At 41.1% G+C, this 17,808-nt stretch carries 15 protein-coding genes; 14 read left to right on the forward strand and 1 reads right to left on the reverse strand.

The window, feature by feature from the left end; genetic code table 11:
• The first annotated feature begins 149 nt into the window (after nucleotides 1-149).
• The gene (locus AC1DPZ_RS09100) at nucleotides 150-764 is read left to right on the forward strand and encodes an O-methyltransferase (RefSeq protein WP_477402660.1); all 615 of its coding nucleotides are present in this window, start codon (nucleotides 150-152) and stop codon (nucleotides 762-764) included.
• 122 nt (nucleotides 765-886) lie between these two features.
• Here AC1DPZ_RS09100 and AC1DPZ_RS09105 read toward each other — a convergent pair whose 3' ends face one another.
• Entirely contained in the window at nucleotides 887-2,023 is a 1,137-nt protein-coding gene (locus AC1DPZ_RS09105; RefSeq protein ID WP_477402661.1) for a BamA/TamA family outer membrane protein, read from the reverse strand.
• Nucleotides 2,024-2,146: 123 nt separating this feature from the next.
• Here AC1DPZ_RS09105 and AC1DPZ_RS09110 point away from each other — a divergent pair, with 123 nt between their 5' ends.
• The 13 genes from AC1DPZ_RS09110 to AC1DPZ_RS09170 form a co-directional block, all read left to right on the forward strand.
• The gene (locus AC1DPZ_RS09110) at nucleotides 2,147-3,127 is read left to right on the forward strand and encodes a deoxyhypusine synthase family protein (protein WP_477402662.1); all 981 of its coding nucleotides are present in this window, start codon (nucleotides 2,147-2,149) and stop codon (nucleotides 3,125-3,127) included.
• A gap of 252 nt (nucleotides 3,128-3,379) precedes the next feature.
• The gene (locus tag AC1DPZ_RS09115; protein ID WP_477402663.1) at nucleotides 3,380-4,642 is read left to right on the forward strand and encodes a c-type cytochrome; all 1,263 of its coding nucleotides are present in this window, start codon (nucleotides 3,380-3,382) and stop codon (nucleotides 4,640-4,642) included.
• A gap of 37 nt (nucleotides 4,643-4,679) precedes the next feature.
• Nucleotides 4,680-7,736: a TAT-variant-translocated molybdopterin oxidoreductase gene (locus tag AC1DPZ_RS09120; RefSeq protein WP_477402664.1), complete on the forward strand. Its 3,057-nt coding sequence runs from the start codon at nucleotides 4,680-4,682 to the stop codon at nucleotides 7,734-7,736.
• 27 nt (nucleotides 7,737-7,763) lie between these two features.
• On the forward strand, nucleotides 7,764-9,236 hold the full coding sequence (gene nrfD / locus AC1DPZ_RS09125) for an NrfD/PsrC family molybdoenzyme membrane anchor subunit (protein ID WP_477402665.1): 1,473 nt from the start codon (nucleotides 7,764-7,766) through the stop codon (nucleotides 9,234-9,236).
• A gap of 2 nt (nucleotides 9,237-9,238) precedes the next feature.
• Nucleotides 9,239-9,775: a DUF3341 domain-containing protein gene (locus AC1DPZ_RS09130; RefSeq protein ID WP_477402666.1), complete on the forward strand. Its 537-nt coding sequence runs from the start codon at nucleotides 9,239-9,241 to the stop codon at nucleotides 9,773-9,775.
• Entirely contained in the window at nucleotides 9,759-10,343 is a 585-nt protein-coding gene (locus AC1DPZ_RS09135; RefSeq protein WP_477402667.1) for a c-type cytochrome, read from the forward strand. Before AC1DPZ_RS09130 ends, AC1DPZ_RS09135 begins: the two co-directional genes overlap by 17 nt.
• A gap of 12 nt (nucleotides 10,344-10,355) precedes the next feature.
• Entirely contained in the window at nucleotides 10,356-11,621 is a 1,266-nt protein-coding gene (locus tag AC1DPZ_RS09140; protein ID WP_477402668.1) for a quinol:cytochrome C oxidoreductase, read from the forward strand.
• Nucleotides 11,622-11,668: 47 nt separating this feature from the next.
• Nucleotides 11,669-12,862, forward strand: coding sequence for a cytochrome c oxidase subunit II (locus AC1DPZ_RS09145; RefSeq protein ID WP_477402669.1), 1,194 nt, complete (start codon nucleotides 11,669-11,671; stop codon nucleotides 12,860-12,862).
• A 19-nt stretch (nucleotides 12,863-12,881) separates the two neighbouring features.
• On the forward strand, nucleotides 12,882-14,771 hold the full coding sequence (locus AC1DPZ_RS09150; protein WP_477402670.1) for a cytochrome c oxidase subunit I: 1,890 nt from the start codon (nucleotides 12,882-12,884) through the stop codon (nucleotides 14,769-14,771).
• Nucleotides 14,772-14,909: 138 nt separating this feature from the next.
• Nucleotides 14,910-15,971 (forward strand): COX15/CtaA family protein, encoded by a 1,062-nt coding sequence (locus AC1DPZ_RS09155; protein ID WP_477402671.1) that lies wholly within the window; start codon nucleotides 14,910-14,912, stop codon nucleotides 15,969-15,971.
• Entirely contained in the window at nucleotides 15,968-16,831 is an 864-nt protein-coding gene (gene cyoE, locus AC1DPZ_RS09160; protein ID WP_477402672.1) for a heme o synthase, read from the forward strand. Before AC1DPZ_RS09155 ends, cyoE begins: the two co-directional genes overlap by 4 nt.
• A gap of 5 nt (nucleotides 16,832-16,836) precedes the next feature.
• Complete coding sequence (locus AC1DPZ_RS09165) at nucleotides 16,837-17,421, forward strand: cytochrome c oxidase subunit 3 (protein ID WP_477402673.1); 585 nt, start codon at nucleotides 16,837-16,839, stop codon at nucleotides 17,419-17,421.
• A 21-nt stretch (nucleotides 17,422-17,442) separates the two neighbouring features.
• Nucleotides 17,443-17,808: cytochrome c oxidase subunit 3 family protein (locus tag AC1DPZ_RS09170; protein WP_477402674.1), on the forward strand; the 366-nt coding region annotated here is incomplete at its 3' end.

A 17,808-nucleotide genomic window follows, 5' to 3' on the forward strand; every position in this document is an offset into this window, starting at 1 on the left:
CTTCAATACCATAGCCGAGCAGTTTTTCGTGAACATGCTCATAGATCTCGTTATCAGGGTCGTCCAGTAACCGGATCAAAGAGTTTACTTCCGTCGGATTTATCATACGCTATACTGCTAAAATACTAAACTTTTTTACTTTTGCAGTGATGTTAAGTTTCAGATTAGTGCAAGATTATGTGCGGCATCGCCTCAGGGCAAACAACAGGCATGGCGTACATTCTCCGTTTGTATATAAGCTGATAGATACAGTAGTATACGATTATAAAGACCAAAAAGTGTACCATGAGGCTGAAGCTCTGCATATACCCGGTCGGAAAACAGGGGTATTAAAGCCTAAAGTAAACCAGCTGCTTTACAGGTTAACCGCTTATTTTAATCCGGCCACTATTATTGAAATTGGCAGGGGAGATAGCATAACAACCTTTTACCTGCAAAAGGCCGCACCTGATGCCAGGGTTTATATTATCGAAAATGATGGTACAATTGCCGGCATAGGCGAAGCAACAGTTGATATGATTCTTTTTAACAGCAATCAGTGTAAGAATGAAATGCTGAACTACTTTGAACTATGCCTCCCCAAAACGCATAAAGATACCATGCTTGTTTTTACCCGTATTTATCAAAGCAGGGAAACGAAACAAGCCTGGACTCAAATCAAAGCACATCCAAAGGTTACGCTAACTATTGATCTGTTTTGGATAGGCCTTGTGTTTTTTAAACAGGGGAGGAGTGTTAAGGAACACTTTAGGGTGAAGTATTAGCGATTTTGTCTGAACCGAAATTTATCGAATTTATGAATTATTTGAATTTTATCTTGAAGCTGAATATTCAACGTTCAAATAATTCTATAAATTCCTTAATTCGATAAATTTCGGTTCGGAAATTAAAACGATTGCCCCAGCGCTGCATAAAATCCGCTCTGCCGCGCTTCTCCCGTAACCTTTTGGCCTATACCGTAATCAGCCCTGATACTAAGGCCCTTCTCAATATCAAAAAAGTAACGAACACCGGCGCCGTAATTGGGTTTCAATTGTCCCCAGCTAAAGCTTTTGTTAAAAACCTCTCCGGTACCTATAAAACCTGCAAGGCCAATGCGCGGACTTAAGCGGTAACGCAGCTCGGTTTGGCCGGCAAGCATATTACGGTCGCGGTACCGACCGTTGTAATACCCCCGCATCAGTTCGTCATTGCCCAAAGCGGGCATTAAATAAAATGGTGACTGTTTGCCCGTAAGGCTTTGCTCCTGTATGTCGACCCCAAGAACCAGTTTTTTACTAAGCGAAAAAAACTGGGAATATTCTATATTAAATAAGCCGCCTTTATAATCATTATTGCCAAATAAGCCATGCGTAATTTCAAATGATGTGTTTATAATGGCACCTTTAGTAGTGTAGGTATTATTGTTACGGCTATCAAAAATAAGGCTTGGGCCAATGTAGGCGCTGGTGCCGCCTTCACGGTTTTCAACTCTCGGGTCGGTATAAAAAATGCTGTTTGCTTGTCCATCGCCAAAGCTGTACCTGTAAGCACCTGCCACAAAACCGGCATATAAGTTATCGGTAAGTTTTTTTTCGGCTCCTATATATAATTTAATTCTTTTTTGCCCAACACGATCAGTATTAGCTTTAAGTGTATTATTACCAATGCCATAAAAATCAAAAGGGAAGTTTATATAGCCGATGCCTGCTGTATAGTGATATTTGTTGTGTGGTGTCCAGTAGCTGGTACTTAAACTAAGGCGGTTTTGACCTTTGGTTGTAATGGTAGCGTAAGTAAAAATGTTTGATACACGCGTGTCGCTTTTAAGGCTATCGGTATAAAATGAATACAAACCAGCCCCGCCCACTTCAAGCCCGGTTTCGGGTGCCGAACTGAGAACCGGTAAAATAACAAAGCTGCTTTTTTTACTGCTATCCTTATCAAAATACATTTTACGGATAAATTTAGGGAGAAGGTTTGTTTGCGAAAACGCAGGTTGCAGGCAAAAAATAAACAGCAGAGTTGTTACAAATGTCTTCATAGGCAATTTTTGCTAATATAGCCTCATTTGCCTTTATGATAGTTGAATTTTAGAGTATTTTGAATTTAAAAATCATAATTAACTAAAATGCCTACTTTTGCACCTGAATTTTATTGATACACTATGAGCATCACAAGAGGACCTATTTCGCAGTTTATTGAAAAAAACTACCTGCATTTTAACTCAGCAGCATTAATGGATGCCGCCAAAGGATATGAGACCCACCTTGATGAAGGAGGTAAAATGATGGTAACCCTGGCGGGCGCTATGAGCACTGCCGAGCTGGGCATTTCGCTGGCCGAGATGATCCGCCAGGATAAAATTGACATAATCTCCTGTACCGGGGCCAATCTTGAAGAAGACATCATGAACCTGGTAGCACATTCACACTACAAAAGGGTGCCCAACTACCGCGATCTTAGTCCGCAGGAAGAATGGGTTCTGCTGGAGAATCACTACAACCGCGTTACCGATACCTGTATTCCCGAAGAAGAAGCTTTCCGCAGGCTGCAAAAACATATTCACAAAATATGGAAAGATGCTGATGACAGCGGCGAACGTTATTTCCCGCACGAATACATGTACAAAATATTACTAAGCGGCGAGTTGGAGCAGTATTATGAAATTGATCCTAAAAACTCATGGATGCTGGCTGCTGCCGAAAAAAACCTGCCTATAGTTGTACCCGGCTGGGAAGATAGCACCATGGGTAACATATTTGCATCCTACCTTATTAAAGGTGAGCTGAAGGCATCAACCATGAAAAGCGGTATCGAATATATGGCCTGGCTTGCAGATTGGTATACCAAAAATTCATCGGGCAAGGGTATTGGCTTTTTCCAGATAGGTGGCGGTATTGCGGGCGATTTCCCGATATGTGTTGTACCTATGCTTTACCAGGATATGGAGATGCATGATGTACCTTTCTGGAGTTACTTTTGCCAGATCTCGGATTCAACCACCTCGTATGGTTCATACTCGGGTGCTGTGCCAAATGAGAAGATAACCTGGGGTAAGCTGGATATACACACCCCTAAGTTTATAGTGGAGAGCGRTGCCACCATTGTAGCGCCCCTAATATTTGCCTGGATACTAAAACAGTAACAGAATTTAAAATCGATATTGGTGATAAAACCATTAAAAGATTTTCAAAATGATATAAATACATGCTAAAGGGTATTTAAATGGCATTTTTTGCATTTATTTAGAACGATTATAAATTATAGGTTACTGTCATTTATGTGTCAGCGATACTGTAATAAATTTTACTTTTGTGCCTGTAATATTCAGATGGCGCATACATCAATACAGYGGAATAAACATTAATATAAAAATTATTTAGCATAAATACACTCTATGAGAAGTTTCTCATTCATTTTTAAACAATTCTCAAGATCAGTTTTACTGATTGTTGGGTTTGCTTTTTTAAGTCTTTCTGCTGCTTACGCACAAACGGACGCTGCTAAAGGCGAAACCATTTTTAAATCCAAATGTACGGCGTGTCACAAGATCGACCAGATAATGACCGGTCCGGCGCTTGGTCCGCAGCTTACAGAAGAAACAGATGATAAATACCTTATCAAATGGATTCAGAACAACCAGGCCTTAATCGCTGCAAAAAATCCTAAGGCTCTTGCTATTTATAACAAGTTTGAGCAGAAGGCGATGACCACCTTTACAGATCTGTCTGATGCAGATGTAGGTAATGTTATTACTTATGTACGTGCAGAGTGGAAAACAATGCAGGACGCAAAAGCCAACCCGGCTAATAATGCTGGAGCAGCTAAAGTTGAAGAAGGTCCAAGCGGCCTGGTTATCTGGGGATTGGTTGGCGTTGTTGTAATCGCTTTCATTGTAATATTAGTACTTAACAAAGTTGTAGGAACATTAGAGCGTCTGCTGTTAAAAAACAAAGATCTTGTAGTTGAAGAGGAGCCGGTTGCGGTTGATAAGAACGCTTTACTTAAAAAGATCCTTAAAAACAAAAAGCTGGTGTTCTTTATCCTTGTATGCGGTACCATAGCAATGGGAAGCTGGGGATGGGTTTCCCTGTGGAACACCAACGTACACACAGGCTACCAACCGGTGCAGCCAATCAAATACTCTCATGAGTTACATGCCGGTACTATGAAAATAGATTGCCAGTACTGTCACTCAGGTGCATATAAATCAAAAAATGCTTCTATCCCATCATTAAACGTATGTATGAACTGCCACAAGGTTGTTAAAACCGAATCGCCGGAGATACATAAGATATATGATGCTTTGGGTTATGATCCAAAAACTCAGAAGTATGACAGTACAGCAGCCAAGCCTATTCAATGGGTAAGGATTCACAACCTGCCAGATCTGGCTTACTTTAACCACTCGCAACACGTAAAAGTTGGCGGTATTAAATGCCAAACCTGTCATGGTCCTGTTCAAACTATGAAAGAGGTATACCAATACTCGCCGCTTACCATGAAATGGTGTATACAGTGCCACAAACGTACCGAGGTTAACGGTAAAGGAAACGCTTATTACGACAGTATACTTGCAGCTCACGACAAGATTAAAAAAGGCGAGAAAGTCACTGCCGCAGTTTTAGGTGGTATCGAGTGCGGTAAATGTCACTATTAATAAATAAGAATTTAGCATTACAGTTTATATAGCTTAAATGGACAGCAATAAAAAATACTGGAAAGGTTTAGAAGAACTAAACAAAACACCAGAATTTGTTGAGAAAAATAAAAACGAGTTCGCAGAGCCTATTCCTATTGAGGAAGTGCTGAGCGGATCTGGTTTATCGGCTAAAACTCCCCGCCGCGACTTTTTAAAGGCGCTTGGCTTTGGTGTTGGTGCTGTTACACTGGCCGCTTGTCAAAAAGTACCTGTGCATAAATCAATTCCTTACCTTATAAAACCTGAGGAAGTTACACCTGGTGTAGCTAACTACTATTCTTCAACTTATGAAGGACAGGCTATTTTGGTAAAAACACGTGAAGGCCGCCCTATTAAAGTTGAGGGTAACCCGAATGACGTGTTTGCAAAGGGTGGGTTAAGCGCACAGGGACAGGCCTCGGTATTAGATCTGTATGATGTAAACCGTACACAGGATCCTAAAATTGATGGCAACGATGCGGCATGGCCCGAAGTTGATGCTTTTGTTTTACGTGAACTTGCTGCTATTGCGGCTGCAGGTAAAGGCATCCGTATAGTTACTTCAACTATCCACAGCCCGTCTACTTTAGCAGTTATTGCTGATTTTGTTGCAAAATATCCAACCGCTAAGCATATCAATTATGATGCGGTATCCTATACAGGTATTATCCAGGCTAATCAAAACAGTTTTGGTAAAGCCGTATTACCACATTACAATTTTGACAAAGCAGAAGTGATTGTAAGCTTTGGCGCTGATTTCCTTGGTACCTGGATCTCGCCCGAAGAGTTTACCCGCCAATACGTATCAAACCGTAACAGCAAGTCACTGGAAAGCAAAAAAATGTCGCGCCACATCCAGTTTGAGGCAGGAATGAGCTTAACCGGTACCAATGCCGATAACCGCTATCCTATCAAACCATCTGAAGAAGGTGTTGCCTTATTAAGCTTATACAATGCTGTTGCGGGTACAAGTTTAGCTGGTTCAAAAAAACTAAGCAATAAAGCTATTGATAATGCCATAACCCTTGCCGCTAAAGAATTAGTTGCTGCAAAAGGTAAAGCATTAGTAGTTGCAGGTTCAAATGATGTAGCTACGCAAACTTTAGTAAATGCCATTAACTCATTATTGGGTAGCTATGGTAGTACTATCGACCTTGATAATGCATCAAAACAATATGCCGGTAACGATCAGGATTTTGTAGCGTTTGTAAAAGAATTAACCGCCGGCCAGGTTGGCGCGGTATTATTCCTTAACGCTAACCCTGCTTACGATTACTTTAAAGCAAAAGAATTTACCGACGCACTTAAAAAAGTACGTTTAAAAATATCATTCTCAGATCATAATGATGAAACTGCTTTACTATCAAACGTAGTAGCGCCAAATCATCATTATTTAGAATCATGGGGTGATGCCAACGCTGTAGAAGGTTATTATACCGTAATACAGCCAACAATTAACCCGGTGTATAACACCCGCCAGGCTGAGCATAGCTTACTTGTATGGAGTGAGAGCCCTGTTAAGGATTACTATACTTATGTACGTAACACCTGGGACAACGGATTATTGGCAAAAGGCGGCTTATCCGGTCAAAAAGGATGGGAAGAGTTGTTGCAAAAAGGCATGATCAAAACTGCTCCTTTAGCGGCTGGTGTCTATACTTTTAGCCATGATCTTAACGCTGTGGCACAAACTATATTAGATCATAGCAACAGCCTGGTATCCGGTGATAAATTTGAATTACAGGTTTATCAATCAGTGGCAATGGGCGATGGTAAACGTGCCAATAACCCATGGTTGCAGGAGCTGCCAGACCCGGTATCTAAAGTTACCTGGGATAACTTTGCTGCCATGTCAATGGCAGATATTAAGAAGCTTGGTTACGAAGAAGGCGATGTGATCAAAATTGAAGTTAATGGTTATGCTGTTGAGGTACCTGTATTGGCTCAGCCAGGTCAGGCGCAAGGCACTATATCGGTTGCTGTTGGTTATGGCCGGGTAAGTGCTGGTACGGTAGGTAATAATGTAGGTAAAAACGCATTCCCTTTCTATACCTTCCGTAACGGAACATTGCAAACTACTGCTGTTATTACATCATTTGGTAAAACAGGTATCATATCGCCGCTTGCGCAAACACAAACTCACCACTCATACGAGGGCAGGAGTGTTATTCGCGAAGCTTCATTTACAGCATACAAAAAGAACCCTGCTGCCGGTAGCGGTAACGAGGGCGAACATAAGGACTATAATAAAACCAGCCTTTGGGATGATCATGACCGCCCTGTTTACGACTGGGTTATGGCCATCGACCTTAATGCATGTACCGGTTGCGGTGCCTGCGTGGTAGCTTGTAGCGCCGAAAATAATATTCCTGTTGTAGGTAAAGATGAGGTTAAGCGTCGTCGCGAAATGCACTGGATCCGTATTGACCGTTACTACAGCTTTAATGACCATGGCGACAGTGAAGAGGCTGTAACCGAAGAGAAAGAAATTGCTAAGCTTACCAATTTTGATAATGTATCGGTAGTTCATCAGCCGATGCTTTGCCAGCACTGTGATCACGCACCTTGCGAAACAGTATGCCCGGTATTAGCAACCGTTCACTCATCAGAAGGATTGAACCAAATGGCTTACAACCGTTGTATCGGTACACGTTATTGCGCAAATAACTGCCCTTATAAAGTACGCCGTTTTAACTGGTTTAACTATTGGAACGACTCTCGTTTTGATAACTACCTGAACAATGAGCATACACAACTGGTATTAAACCCTGATGTTACCACACGTTTCCGTGGAGTAATGGAAAAATGCTCAATGTGTGTTCAACGGATCCAGGCAGGTAAATTAAAAGCCAAAATGGAAAAACGTCCGCTTAAGGATGGTGAGATCAAGGTTGCCTGCCAGCAAACATGTTCGGCTAATGCTATCGTATTTGGTAACAGGAATGATAAAAACTCAGAAGTTTATAAAGCATTACAGAGCGAAAGAACTTACTACGTGCTCGAAGAGTTAAACGTTCAGCCAGGTATTGGTTACCAGGTTAAGGTGAGAAATTTATCAGAATTAGAGGCTTAAAATTTTTATATACAGAGATTAAAATATATGGCATCTCATAGTGAATCAATAATAAGGGAACCGTTAATCACGGGTAAAAACATCACCTACGGTCAGATTACTGACGATGTATTACGCCCCGTAGAAAATATGCCGGGTAAAGCCTGGTGGATCGGTTTTAGTGTAGCGTCATTGGGCTCCCTGCTTTGGGTTTTTGCCATCAGCTATACATTTTGGTTTGGAATAGGCTCGTGGGGACTAAATAAAACAGTTGGATGGGCCTGGGATATTACCGGTTTCGTGTGGTGGGTAGGTATCGGTCACGCTGGTACGCTTATCTCGGCGGTATTGCTGTTGTTCCGCCAAAACTGGCGTAACTCCATCAACCGCTCGGCCGAGGCCATGACAATATTTGCGGTAATTTGTGCTGCTACCTATATCGGTGCTCACATGGGCCGCCCGTGGATGGCAGTTTACTCATTACCTTTACCAAATCAGTATGGCTCATTATGGGTTAACTGGAATTCACCGCTTATCTGGGACGTATTCGCGATATCAACTTACTTCTCGGTTTCTTTGGTATTCTGGTATACAGGTTTATTGCCTGATATCGCTACCATCCGCGACCGTGCAACAGGCTTACGCCGCCGTATTTACTCAGTGTTGTCATTTGGATGGACAGGTTCGGTTAAAACCTGGCAGCGTTTCGAGACCGTGTCATTAATCCTGGCAGGTATCTCAACACCACTGGTACTATCTGTACACACCATTGTATCAATGGACTTTGCAACATCACTGGAACCGGGATGGCACACAACCATCTTCCCTCCATACTTCGTTGCGGGGGCTATCTTCTCTGGCTTTGCCATGGTGCAAACACTATTGTTAGTAGCACGTAAAGTATTAGGCTTAGAGAACTACATCACCATGTTCCACATCGAATCGATGAATAAGATCATCCTTTTAACAGGGTCTATCGTAGGTGTGGCTTATTTAACAGAGCTTTTCATTGCATTTTACTCACAGGCCGAGTATGAGCAATACGCGTTCATGAACCGTATCTCGGGACCGTACTGGTGGGCATACTGGAGCATGATGACCTGTAACGTAATTACACCACAGTTATTTTGGTTCAAAAAAATCCGTACCAATATCCCATTGGCCTGGACACTTTCAATCGTTGTAAACATCGGTATGTGGTTTGAGCGTTTCGTAATTATCGTAACATCACTACACCGCGATTATATCCCATCAAGCTGGGCCATGTTTTATCCAACCTGGGTTGATGTAAGTGTCTTTATCGGTTCAATAGGTTTATTCTTCACCATGTTCCTTTTATTTATAAGGGTGCTGCCTTCAGTGGCTATGGCCGAGGTGAAACTGATACTTAAAAGCTCAAGTGAGCAAGCAAAAAGAAAAATACTTGCAAATGGCCATGTTGAACCAGCCGAGGCTRAGTTTTATGTTAGCTCATTAGGTAAGTTTGATAGTGTTGAACAGTCTTCATACGAAAAAGTATAAAAATGAGTAGCACCAAATATATATTAGGCATTTTCGATGATCCGGATGATCTGATGCACGGGATCGATAAATTACAAAAGAGTAGCGTACCTATTTATGACGTTTATTCACCTTGTCCAATTCATGGTATTGATGCTAAATTAGGTATCAAGGATTCGCGTTTGGGTTATGCAGCGTTCATGTTCGGCTGTTTAGGTGGTACCATTATGTTTAGCATGGTTTACTACATGCTGGTACATGACTGGCCTACCAACATAGGTGGAAAGAATGCTTTTGCCATACCAGATTTTGTACCGGTAACCTTTGAGTGGACCGTGTTATGGACTGCTTTTGGGATGACGTTTACTTTCTTTTTTGCAACGCATCTTTTCCCGGGCCGTGCGCCAAGGGTAATGGACCTGCGTGCCACCAACGACAAATTTGTTATCGCCATTGATGCAAAAGGTAATACACCGCATGCAGATATCACCAATTTATTAAAAGAAGCAGGAGCTGTAGAAGTTAAGCATAACGACAGAAAATATGTTAGCTATGAATAAATTTAGAATATTAGGAACAATAGTTATCATTATCGCTGCTTCGATAGTTGTAACATCGTGCAAAGATAAAAGAAGTACTGGCTGGGAGTATGCCCCTAACATGTATGAGCACACCGCCTACGATCCCGATCAAAAGAACCCTAACTTTAAAGATGGTAAAACCGCCCAGGTACCACCGGCCGGAACTATTCCGGTAGGCTTTACCAAGTTTGATTATCCCAACACAAAGGATGGTTATGAACTGGCAAGTGTTGAGGTTAAAACTGTTTTAGCRCAAACTCAGGCCAATTATAAAGATGGCAAGATTTTGTTTGAGCATTTTTGCTCGCCATGCCATGGCGAAAAGGGGCTTGGTGATGGAGAAGTGGTAAAACACGGTTATCCACCTCCGCCATCGTATTCAAGCGGACAGTCGTCACGTGGCGGCGCAATGAAAGACTTAACAGACGGTAAAATTTATCATACCATTACATACGGTGTAAACGCCATGGGTTCATATGCCTCACAGCTTAACCCTGAAGAGCGCTGGAAAGTGATCATGTATGTTCACCATTTACAAACATTATAAGAATAAAATTGAATGAGCACTCATAATAGTTTTGACGAGCAATTTGAATTTACCGGCAAGGTAAAAACATATAGCCTGGCTGCCATAGCAGTAGGGGTTATAACCATACTTGCCGGGTTTTTGACCGGATTTGGCGAACGCACATTTGCAAATTTATTGCTGATGAGCTATTACTTTGCCTGTGTTTGTATGGCAGGTGTATTTTTCTGCGCATTACAATATGTTGCGCAGGCAGGTTGGTCGGCTTCATTGATCCGTATTCCACAGGCATTTGCTAAAACATTGCCAATAGCCGCTATTATATTATTGGTAGTAGTAATAGCCGGTTTAAATATTACACACAGTACCGAAATTGAAGGCAAGCAGGTTGTTGCACCTTATTTATATAAATTGTGGAACATAGCTGGTGTTGCAGTTAAGGGTAATGCTAATTATGATCCCATTATAGCAGGTAAATCGGTATTTTTAAATCAACCTTTCTTTTTGGTACGCATGGTTGTATTTTTGGGTAGTTACGCTATTTTTGGTTCGCTACTGGTTAAATATTCAGAAGGTGAAGATGAGTTGGGGGGGATGTTTTACTATCGTAAAAGCTTTACCATATCATGTTTATTTCTGGTAATATTCGGATTTACCTCACCAATATTTGCTTTTGATACCATCATGTCATTAGAGGCTCACTGGTTTTCAACAATGTTTGGCTGGTATAACTTTGCCGCTATGTGGGTTAGCTGTTTGGCTATTATTACTTTAACTATTATTAAATTAAGAGAAAATGGTTACATGCAGTGGATTTCACAGGATCACCTGCATAACCTTGGCCAGCTAATGTTTGGTTTTTCTATCTTTTGGACATACGTATGGTTTGCACAGTTCTTACTGATATACTACGCCAACATTCCTGAAGAAACCGTATACTTTTTACGCAGATGGGAGCCTGAGTTTAAACCATGGTTCTGGTTAAATATCGTAATCAACTTTTTAGCGCCGTTATTGATAATCATGTCTCGTGATTCAAAACGTACTACAAAAGTATTAAAGGTTACCTGTTATGTTTTAATTATTGGCCACTGGCTTGATTATTTTCAAATGGTAATGCCAGGTACGGTAGGTCCAACATCGCAATGGTATACCGAAATACTTTGGATTGAAGTTGGTGTGGCTATAGGGTTTGTTGGGCTGTTTGTATTTTTGACGATGAATGCGTTGAGTAAGTTCAAATCAATAATTCCTAAAAAACACCCTTTCCTGCAGGAGAGCCTTCATCATCACATATAATAATTGTTATTTTTGCAACAAGTACAGAATACCAAACAAACATTAAAATGGCATTCAAAAAATTAATAAATTCTAAATTCTTACTATCGTTTTTCGCTGCGTTTATGCTTATGGGCACTAACCTGGTGATAGCGCAAACACAAGCTGCAGCAACCGGTACTACCGAAGAGGCCCCCCAAGTTGATTGGACCGGTGTTGCCTATTATTTGCTTTTGTTTTTACTGATATGTATTGGTGTGGCTGCAGTAGGTAAAATTTTAAAGATTTACGACCTTACCCTTAAAATTCAGGGTAAAAAAGGCCTTAAATGGAACAGCGTAATGGGCTTTATTTGCCTTGCATTCCTGCTTGCAGGTATATATGGGTCTTATTGGTCATTTACTGTTCAGGGGAGCATGACCTTACCAGAAGCAGCCTCTATTCACGGGATTAAAATTGATCAGATGTTCACCGTTACAACAGTGTTAACGATGATTGTGTTTTTCATTACGCAAATATTATTGTTTGGGTTTTTATTTCAATACCGTCACTCTGATAAACGCAGGGCACATTTTTTGCCGCATAATAATACCATCGAAAAAGTATGGACCATAGTACCTGCTATAGTATTAACTATATTGGTTGTCTTCGGATTTTTTACCTGGCAAACAATTATGGATAACACTGATGCTAAGGGCGAAGTTGCAGCCATCGATGTGGATATAACCGGTCACCAATTTGCCTGGGAACTACGTTATCCTGGTAAGGATGGCAAGTTAGGCCCTAAAGACTTTAAACTAACTACTGCATCAAACAAGCTGGGTGTTAATTTCAAAAGGAAAAGCAGCTTTGATGATTTGTCTGCCGATACCATGTACCTGCCGGTAAACAGATCTGTAAGGTTAAATATACAAGCCCAGGATGTTATCCATAGTGTTTACATGCCACACTTCAGGGTTCAGCTTAACGCCGTACCGGGATTACCAACCTATTTTAAATTTACCCCAACTATTACTACTGCGCAAATGCGCACCCGATTGGACGACCCTAAATTTGAGTACTTAGTGTACTGTAACAAAATATGCGGTGGCGGTCACTATAACATGCAAAAAATTGTGCGTGTAGTTTCTGAAGCCGAATACCAGACATGGTTATCACACCAAAAACCGTACTTAACCGATGGGTTAAGGAAGGAATTGCATTTCGCAGCCGCGGAACCGCAACAAACAGTGTCTCAAAATAGGTTAGCGTTAAATAATTAATATAAGATAAAAGAGCGATATGTCAACATTAGCAGTTCACGATCACGGAGTAGCACATCACGACGAACACGGTCACGAACATCACCATAACGAAACTTTCGTGTCTAAATACATATTTAGCATGGATCATAAAATGATTGCCAAGCAATTCCTTATCACAGGTATTACTATGGCGGTTATTGCAATGATATTATCAATACTTTTCAGGATCCAGCTGGCTTATCCAGATAAAACATTCCCGTTGTTGACTACGTTACTGGGTCATTTTGCGCCAAACGGACGTATCAGTACCGAGTTTTACTTGTCACTGGTTACTATTCACGGTACCATTATGGTATTCTTTGTATTAACGGCGGGTTTGAGTGGTACCTTTGCCAACTTATTGATTCCCTTGCAGATAGGCGCCCGTGATATGGCTTCTCCATTTATGAATATGTTATCATACTGGTTCTTCTTTTTGGCAAGTGTGATAATGTTATCATCATTCCTGGTTCAAAAAGGCCCTGCCAGTGGTGGCTGGACAATCTATCCTCCGTTATCGGCATTGCCAAAAGCTATGCCCGGGTCCGGTGAGGGTATGACCTTGTGGCTAATCAGTATGGTATTGTTTGTTGCTTCATCGTTAATGGGCGGTATCAACTATGTAAGTACCGTATTAAACATGCGTACAAAAGGTATGGACCTTTGGAAAATGCCTTTAACTATCTGGGCTTTATTCCTTACTGCTATATTAGGTATCCTTGCATTCCCGGTATTGGTTGCCGGTGTTGTATTGTTGATATTTGACCGCAGCTTTGGTACAAGCTTCTATCTTTCTGATATCGTATTAAACGGTGTACAACAACCTTATGAAGGTGGTAGCCCAATCCTGTTCCAGCATTTATTCTGGTTCCTGGGTCACCCCGAGGTATATATCGTAATTATGCCGGCGATGGGTATCTCGTCCGAGGTAATGTCGGTAAACTCACGTAAACCAATTTTTGGTTACCACGCGATGGTTTACTMACTAATAGGTATTACTGTATTATCGTTCATCGTATGGGGGCACCATATGTTTGTAACCGGTATGAATCCGTTCCTTGGTGGGGTGTTTATGATCACAACGCTGATCATTGCGGTTCCATCGGCAGTAAAAACATTTAACTGGCTGGCAACGCTATGGCGCGGTAACATCAGGTTTACACCTGCAATGTTGTTTGCTATTGGTATGGTGTCATTCTTTATATCAGGTGGTTTAACCGGGATCTTCCTGGGTAATGCTGCATTGGATATCAACTTACATGATACTTATTTTGTTGTAGCTCACTTCCACCTGGTAATGGGTTCTGCAGCGATATTTGGTATGCTTGCTGGTGTTTATCACTGGTTCCCTAAAATGTTTGGTAAACTGATGGACGAGAAGTTAGGTTATCTGCACTTCTGGTTAACTTTCATCGGTRCTTACCTGGTATTCTTCCCGATGCACTTTATGGGATTGGATGGTGTACCACGTCGTTACTATGCATTTACTGAATTTGCTTCAATGCAAAAATGGTTAACTATCAATACATTTATTACCTGGGCGGCTATCATGGCTGCGTTAGCACAGGTAGCTTTCTTATATAACTTTGTTGTATCTATATTTGCCGGTAAAAAAACGACGCAGAATCCTTGGGAGTCAAATACCCTGGAGTGGACAGCCCCAGTGGAGCATATTCATGGTAACTGGCCAGGTGAGATACCAACTGTTTATCGTTGGCCTTATGATTACAGCAAGCCAGGTGCCGAAGAGGATTTTATCCCGCAAACTGTTCCTTTTTCACAAACCATGAGCTCAAATCTTCCTCATGATTTTGAAGATAACCCGGCGGGTTTAGCGGAGCTAAACAAGTTTAACAGTACGCTGAAAGCTGAAGAAAAAGTAAAATAATCTTAATACTGATCTGATCTTTTAGGGTACCGTGTTAAGTCTTAAGTCGGAAGTCTTAAGTTCTCAGTTACAACTCAGAACTTAAGACTTAAGAACTTCCGACTTAATAAGGTACCCTAAATTTTTAGAAATATTTAAATGAGCATAGCCGCACGTAATAAACGATTTCAAAAAATCAACCTCATAACAATCGTTCTTCTTTTTGTTTTGATACTTGCGGGTGGTGTTGTGCGTAGTACAGGGTCAGGAATGGGATGCCCCGACTGGCCAAAATGTTTTGGCAGGTATATACCGCCAACAAGCAGTACCGATTTGCCTAAAGATTATAAGCAAAAATATGCTGATCGGCGTTTAGCTAAAAATCAGCGGTTCGCCAAAACGCTGGATATATTTGGTTATAGTGATTTGGCGAAACGCATTCGCGAAGACAGATCCATTTTGATCCCGGAAGAATTCAACGTGGGCAAAACCTGGACAGAATATATTAATCGTTTAATAGGAGCTATATCTGGTATTTTCCTGCTTCTTTCGGCTATATATTCACTTAGCTATTGGAGTAAGGATAAAAAGATAACAGTATTAAGTATACTAAACGTTATTCTGGTGGGTTTCCAGGGATGGTTAGGATCTATAGTAGTATCAACAAACTTAGTGGCGTGGATAGTTACTGTACACATGCTGCTGGCGTTGGCCATATTGGGATTGTGCATCTATACCTATCATTTGGCAAAGGTTTACGGCATTGGTAAGTTGAATACCAACCCGCTTATTTATATTATCACATTGGTAGCTTTATTATTAAGTATCCTGCAGATCACTTTTGGCACCGAGGTAAGGGAGAAGATTGATGCCGTTGCAACTCACTTTCAGGGTGGTTACCGCAATAGCTGGGTTGTTAACGCAGGCGAGATCTTTGCGCATCACAGGGACATGGCCATTTTGATATTTATAATAAACGTGGTATTATATGCATTGGTACGTAAGCGTTTTAACAGGCATTCTATCCATCAGCAGTTAATGAGCTTTAACTTTTTGATGATTATGCTGCAGATAGTTACAGGGATATTATTATCATATTGGGCGCTGCCGCCAGTTGCACAGGCAGCACATATTTTATTGGCGAGTTTGGTATTTGGAGCACAATTTTATTTGTTGTTGAATTTGCATCAGTCGGTTAATGTTAGAGGGGGAAGTAAATGAAGTGGAGTGATTTTTCAAAACTGATAAAATTAAGGCTTACCTTTTTGGTAGTATTTTCGGCCTCTATTTCATTTTTGATAGGCAGCAGGGCAAACGGTCATATCGATTGGATAAACTGGGTAAAACTGATTGTTGGTGGTTTCCTGGTAACATCGGCAGCTAATGGTTTTAATGAGATCATTGAAAAAGATTTGGATAAACTGATGAAGCGTACCATGGACCGCCCAATTCCCTCGGGGAAAATGACTACCGGGCAGGCATTGGTTTTAAGTTTAGCTATGGGAATGGCCGGAACTTACCTGTTAGGCAGCCTTAACCTGCTAACCGGTTTGTTATCGGTGTTTTCGATATTGTTATATGCTTTTGCTTACACGCCATTAAAGCGTAAATCGCCCATAGCAGTGTTTGTGGGTGCTATACCAGGCGCATTGCCGCCGCTTATTKGTTACGTGGCCGCCCAGCAGCATGGTCGTATTGATGAAATAGCTTTAATATTATTTGCAATACAGTTTGTATGGCAATTTCCGCATTTTTGGGCTATTGCCTGGGTTTTGGATGATGATTACAAGCTGGCCGGTTTTAGGCTATTACCAACGGGAAACCGAAATTTAGGAAGTGCGATAATTACCTTTATATTTACATTGATACTGTTGCCCGTAAGTTTACTGCCATATTTTTATCATCATGGAGGTTACTGGTTGGCCGGGGTATCGTTGGTATGTAGTATAATATTTTTATACCAGGCATATGGCCTGTTGCGCACCCGGCAAATAGAGGCGGCCCGCAAACTGATGTTTGGGTCGTTTATGTATTTGCCTGTAGTGCAGCTAATGTTTTTATTTGATTTTATAGGAAAGTGAAAGTAATGATGGCTTTGATTCAGAAAAATAATGACAGGCTTGATCTGGCGCCAAAAAAATTCAACATGTGGATTTTTATCTTCACATCGTTTATGTTTTTTGCGGCTTTAACCAGCGGGTTTATTGTTTATAGTGGGGGCAAGGGGCACGGCCTTAATGTAATTATGCCCAGCGCTTTTATTTACAGTACTGCTGCTATTATACTAAGTAGTGGTACACTATTGTTAGCCCAGAGGGCGGCTAAGAGATTACAGTTTGGCGAACAGAAACTGTATTTATGGTTAACATTTATGCTGGGTTTGGCATTTTTTGCTATACAGATTTACGCATGGTACGTGTTAACGTATAAAATGGGCATCTATTTTACCGATCCCAATGCATCACGTTCGTTTATTTATGCTTTTACGGGTACGCATTTAATACACATTATTGCAGCTATTTTATTACTATTAAATACCCTTTGGGGCACATACAGGAACATTCCACAGGTACGAAACATGTTCAAAATGGAAATGACTTCTATTTTTTGGCATTTTCTCGGAATTATATGGATTTATCTGTATGTTTTTTTACTTTTGAACCAAAATTAACACACCATTATTTAAGTACAAATGAGTACAACAGTATCACAAATTGATGAAGTAAAAACAACTCCGTGGTCAGGAGGGAGATCTCCCTTCAATGTTGAGTACGGAAAAATTATGATGTGGTTTTTTCTCCTTTCGGATGCATTTACCTTTTCGTCATTACTAATTTCTTATGGCTCACTGCGTTTTAGCGCAAGTGTATGGCCCGCAGCAGATAAAGTTTTCCAATCGGTACCCGGTTTGGTTCCTGAAGGTGCGCCGTTAGTTTTTGTTGGCTTGATGACCTTTATCCTGATCATGAGCTCGGTTACCATGGTATTAGCTGTTGAGGCAGGCCATCGTAATGCTAAAAAAGAAGTTTTATGGTGGATGGTAGCTACCATTATTGGC

The organism is Mucilaginibacter sp. P4_G9 (genome assembly GCF_056400985.1).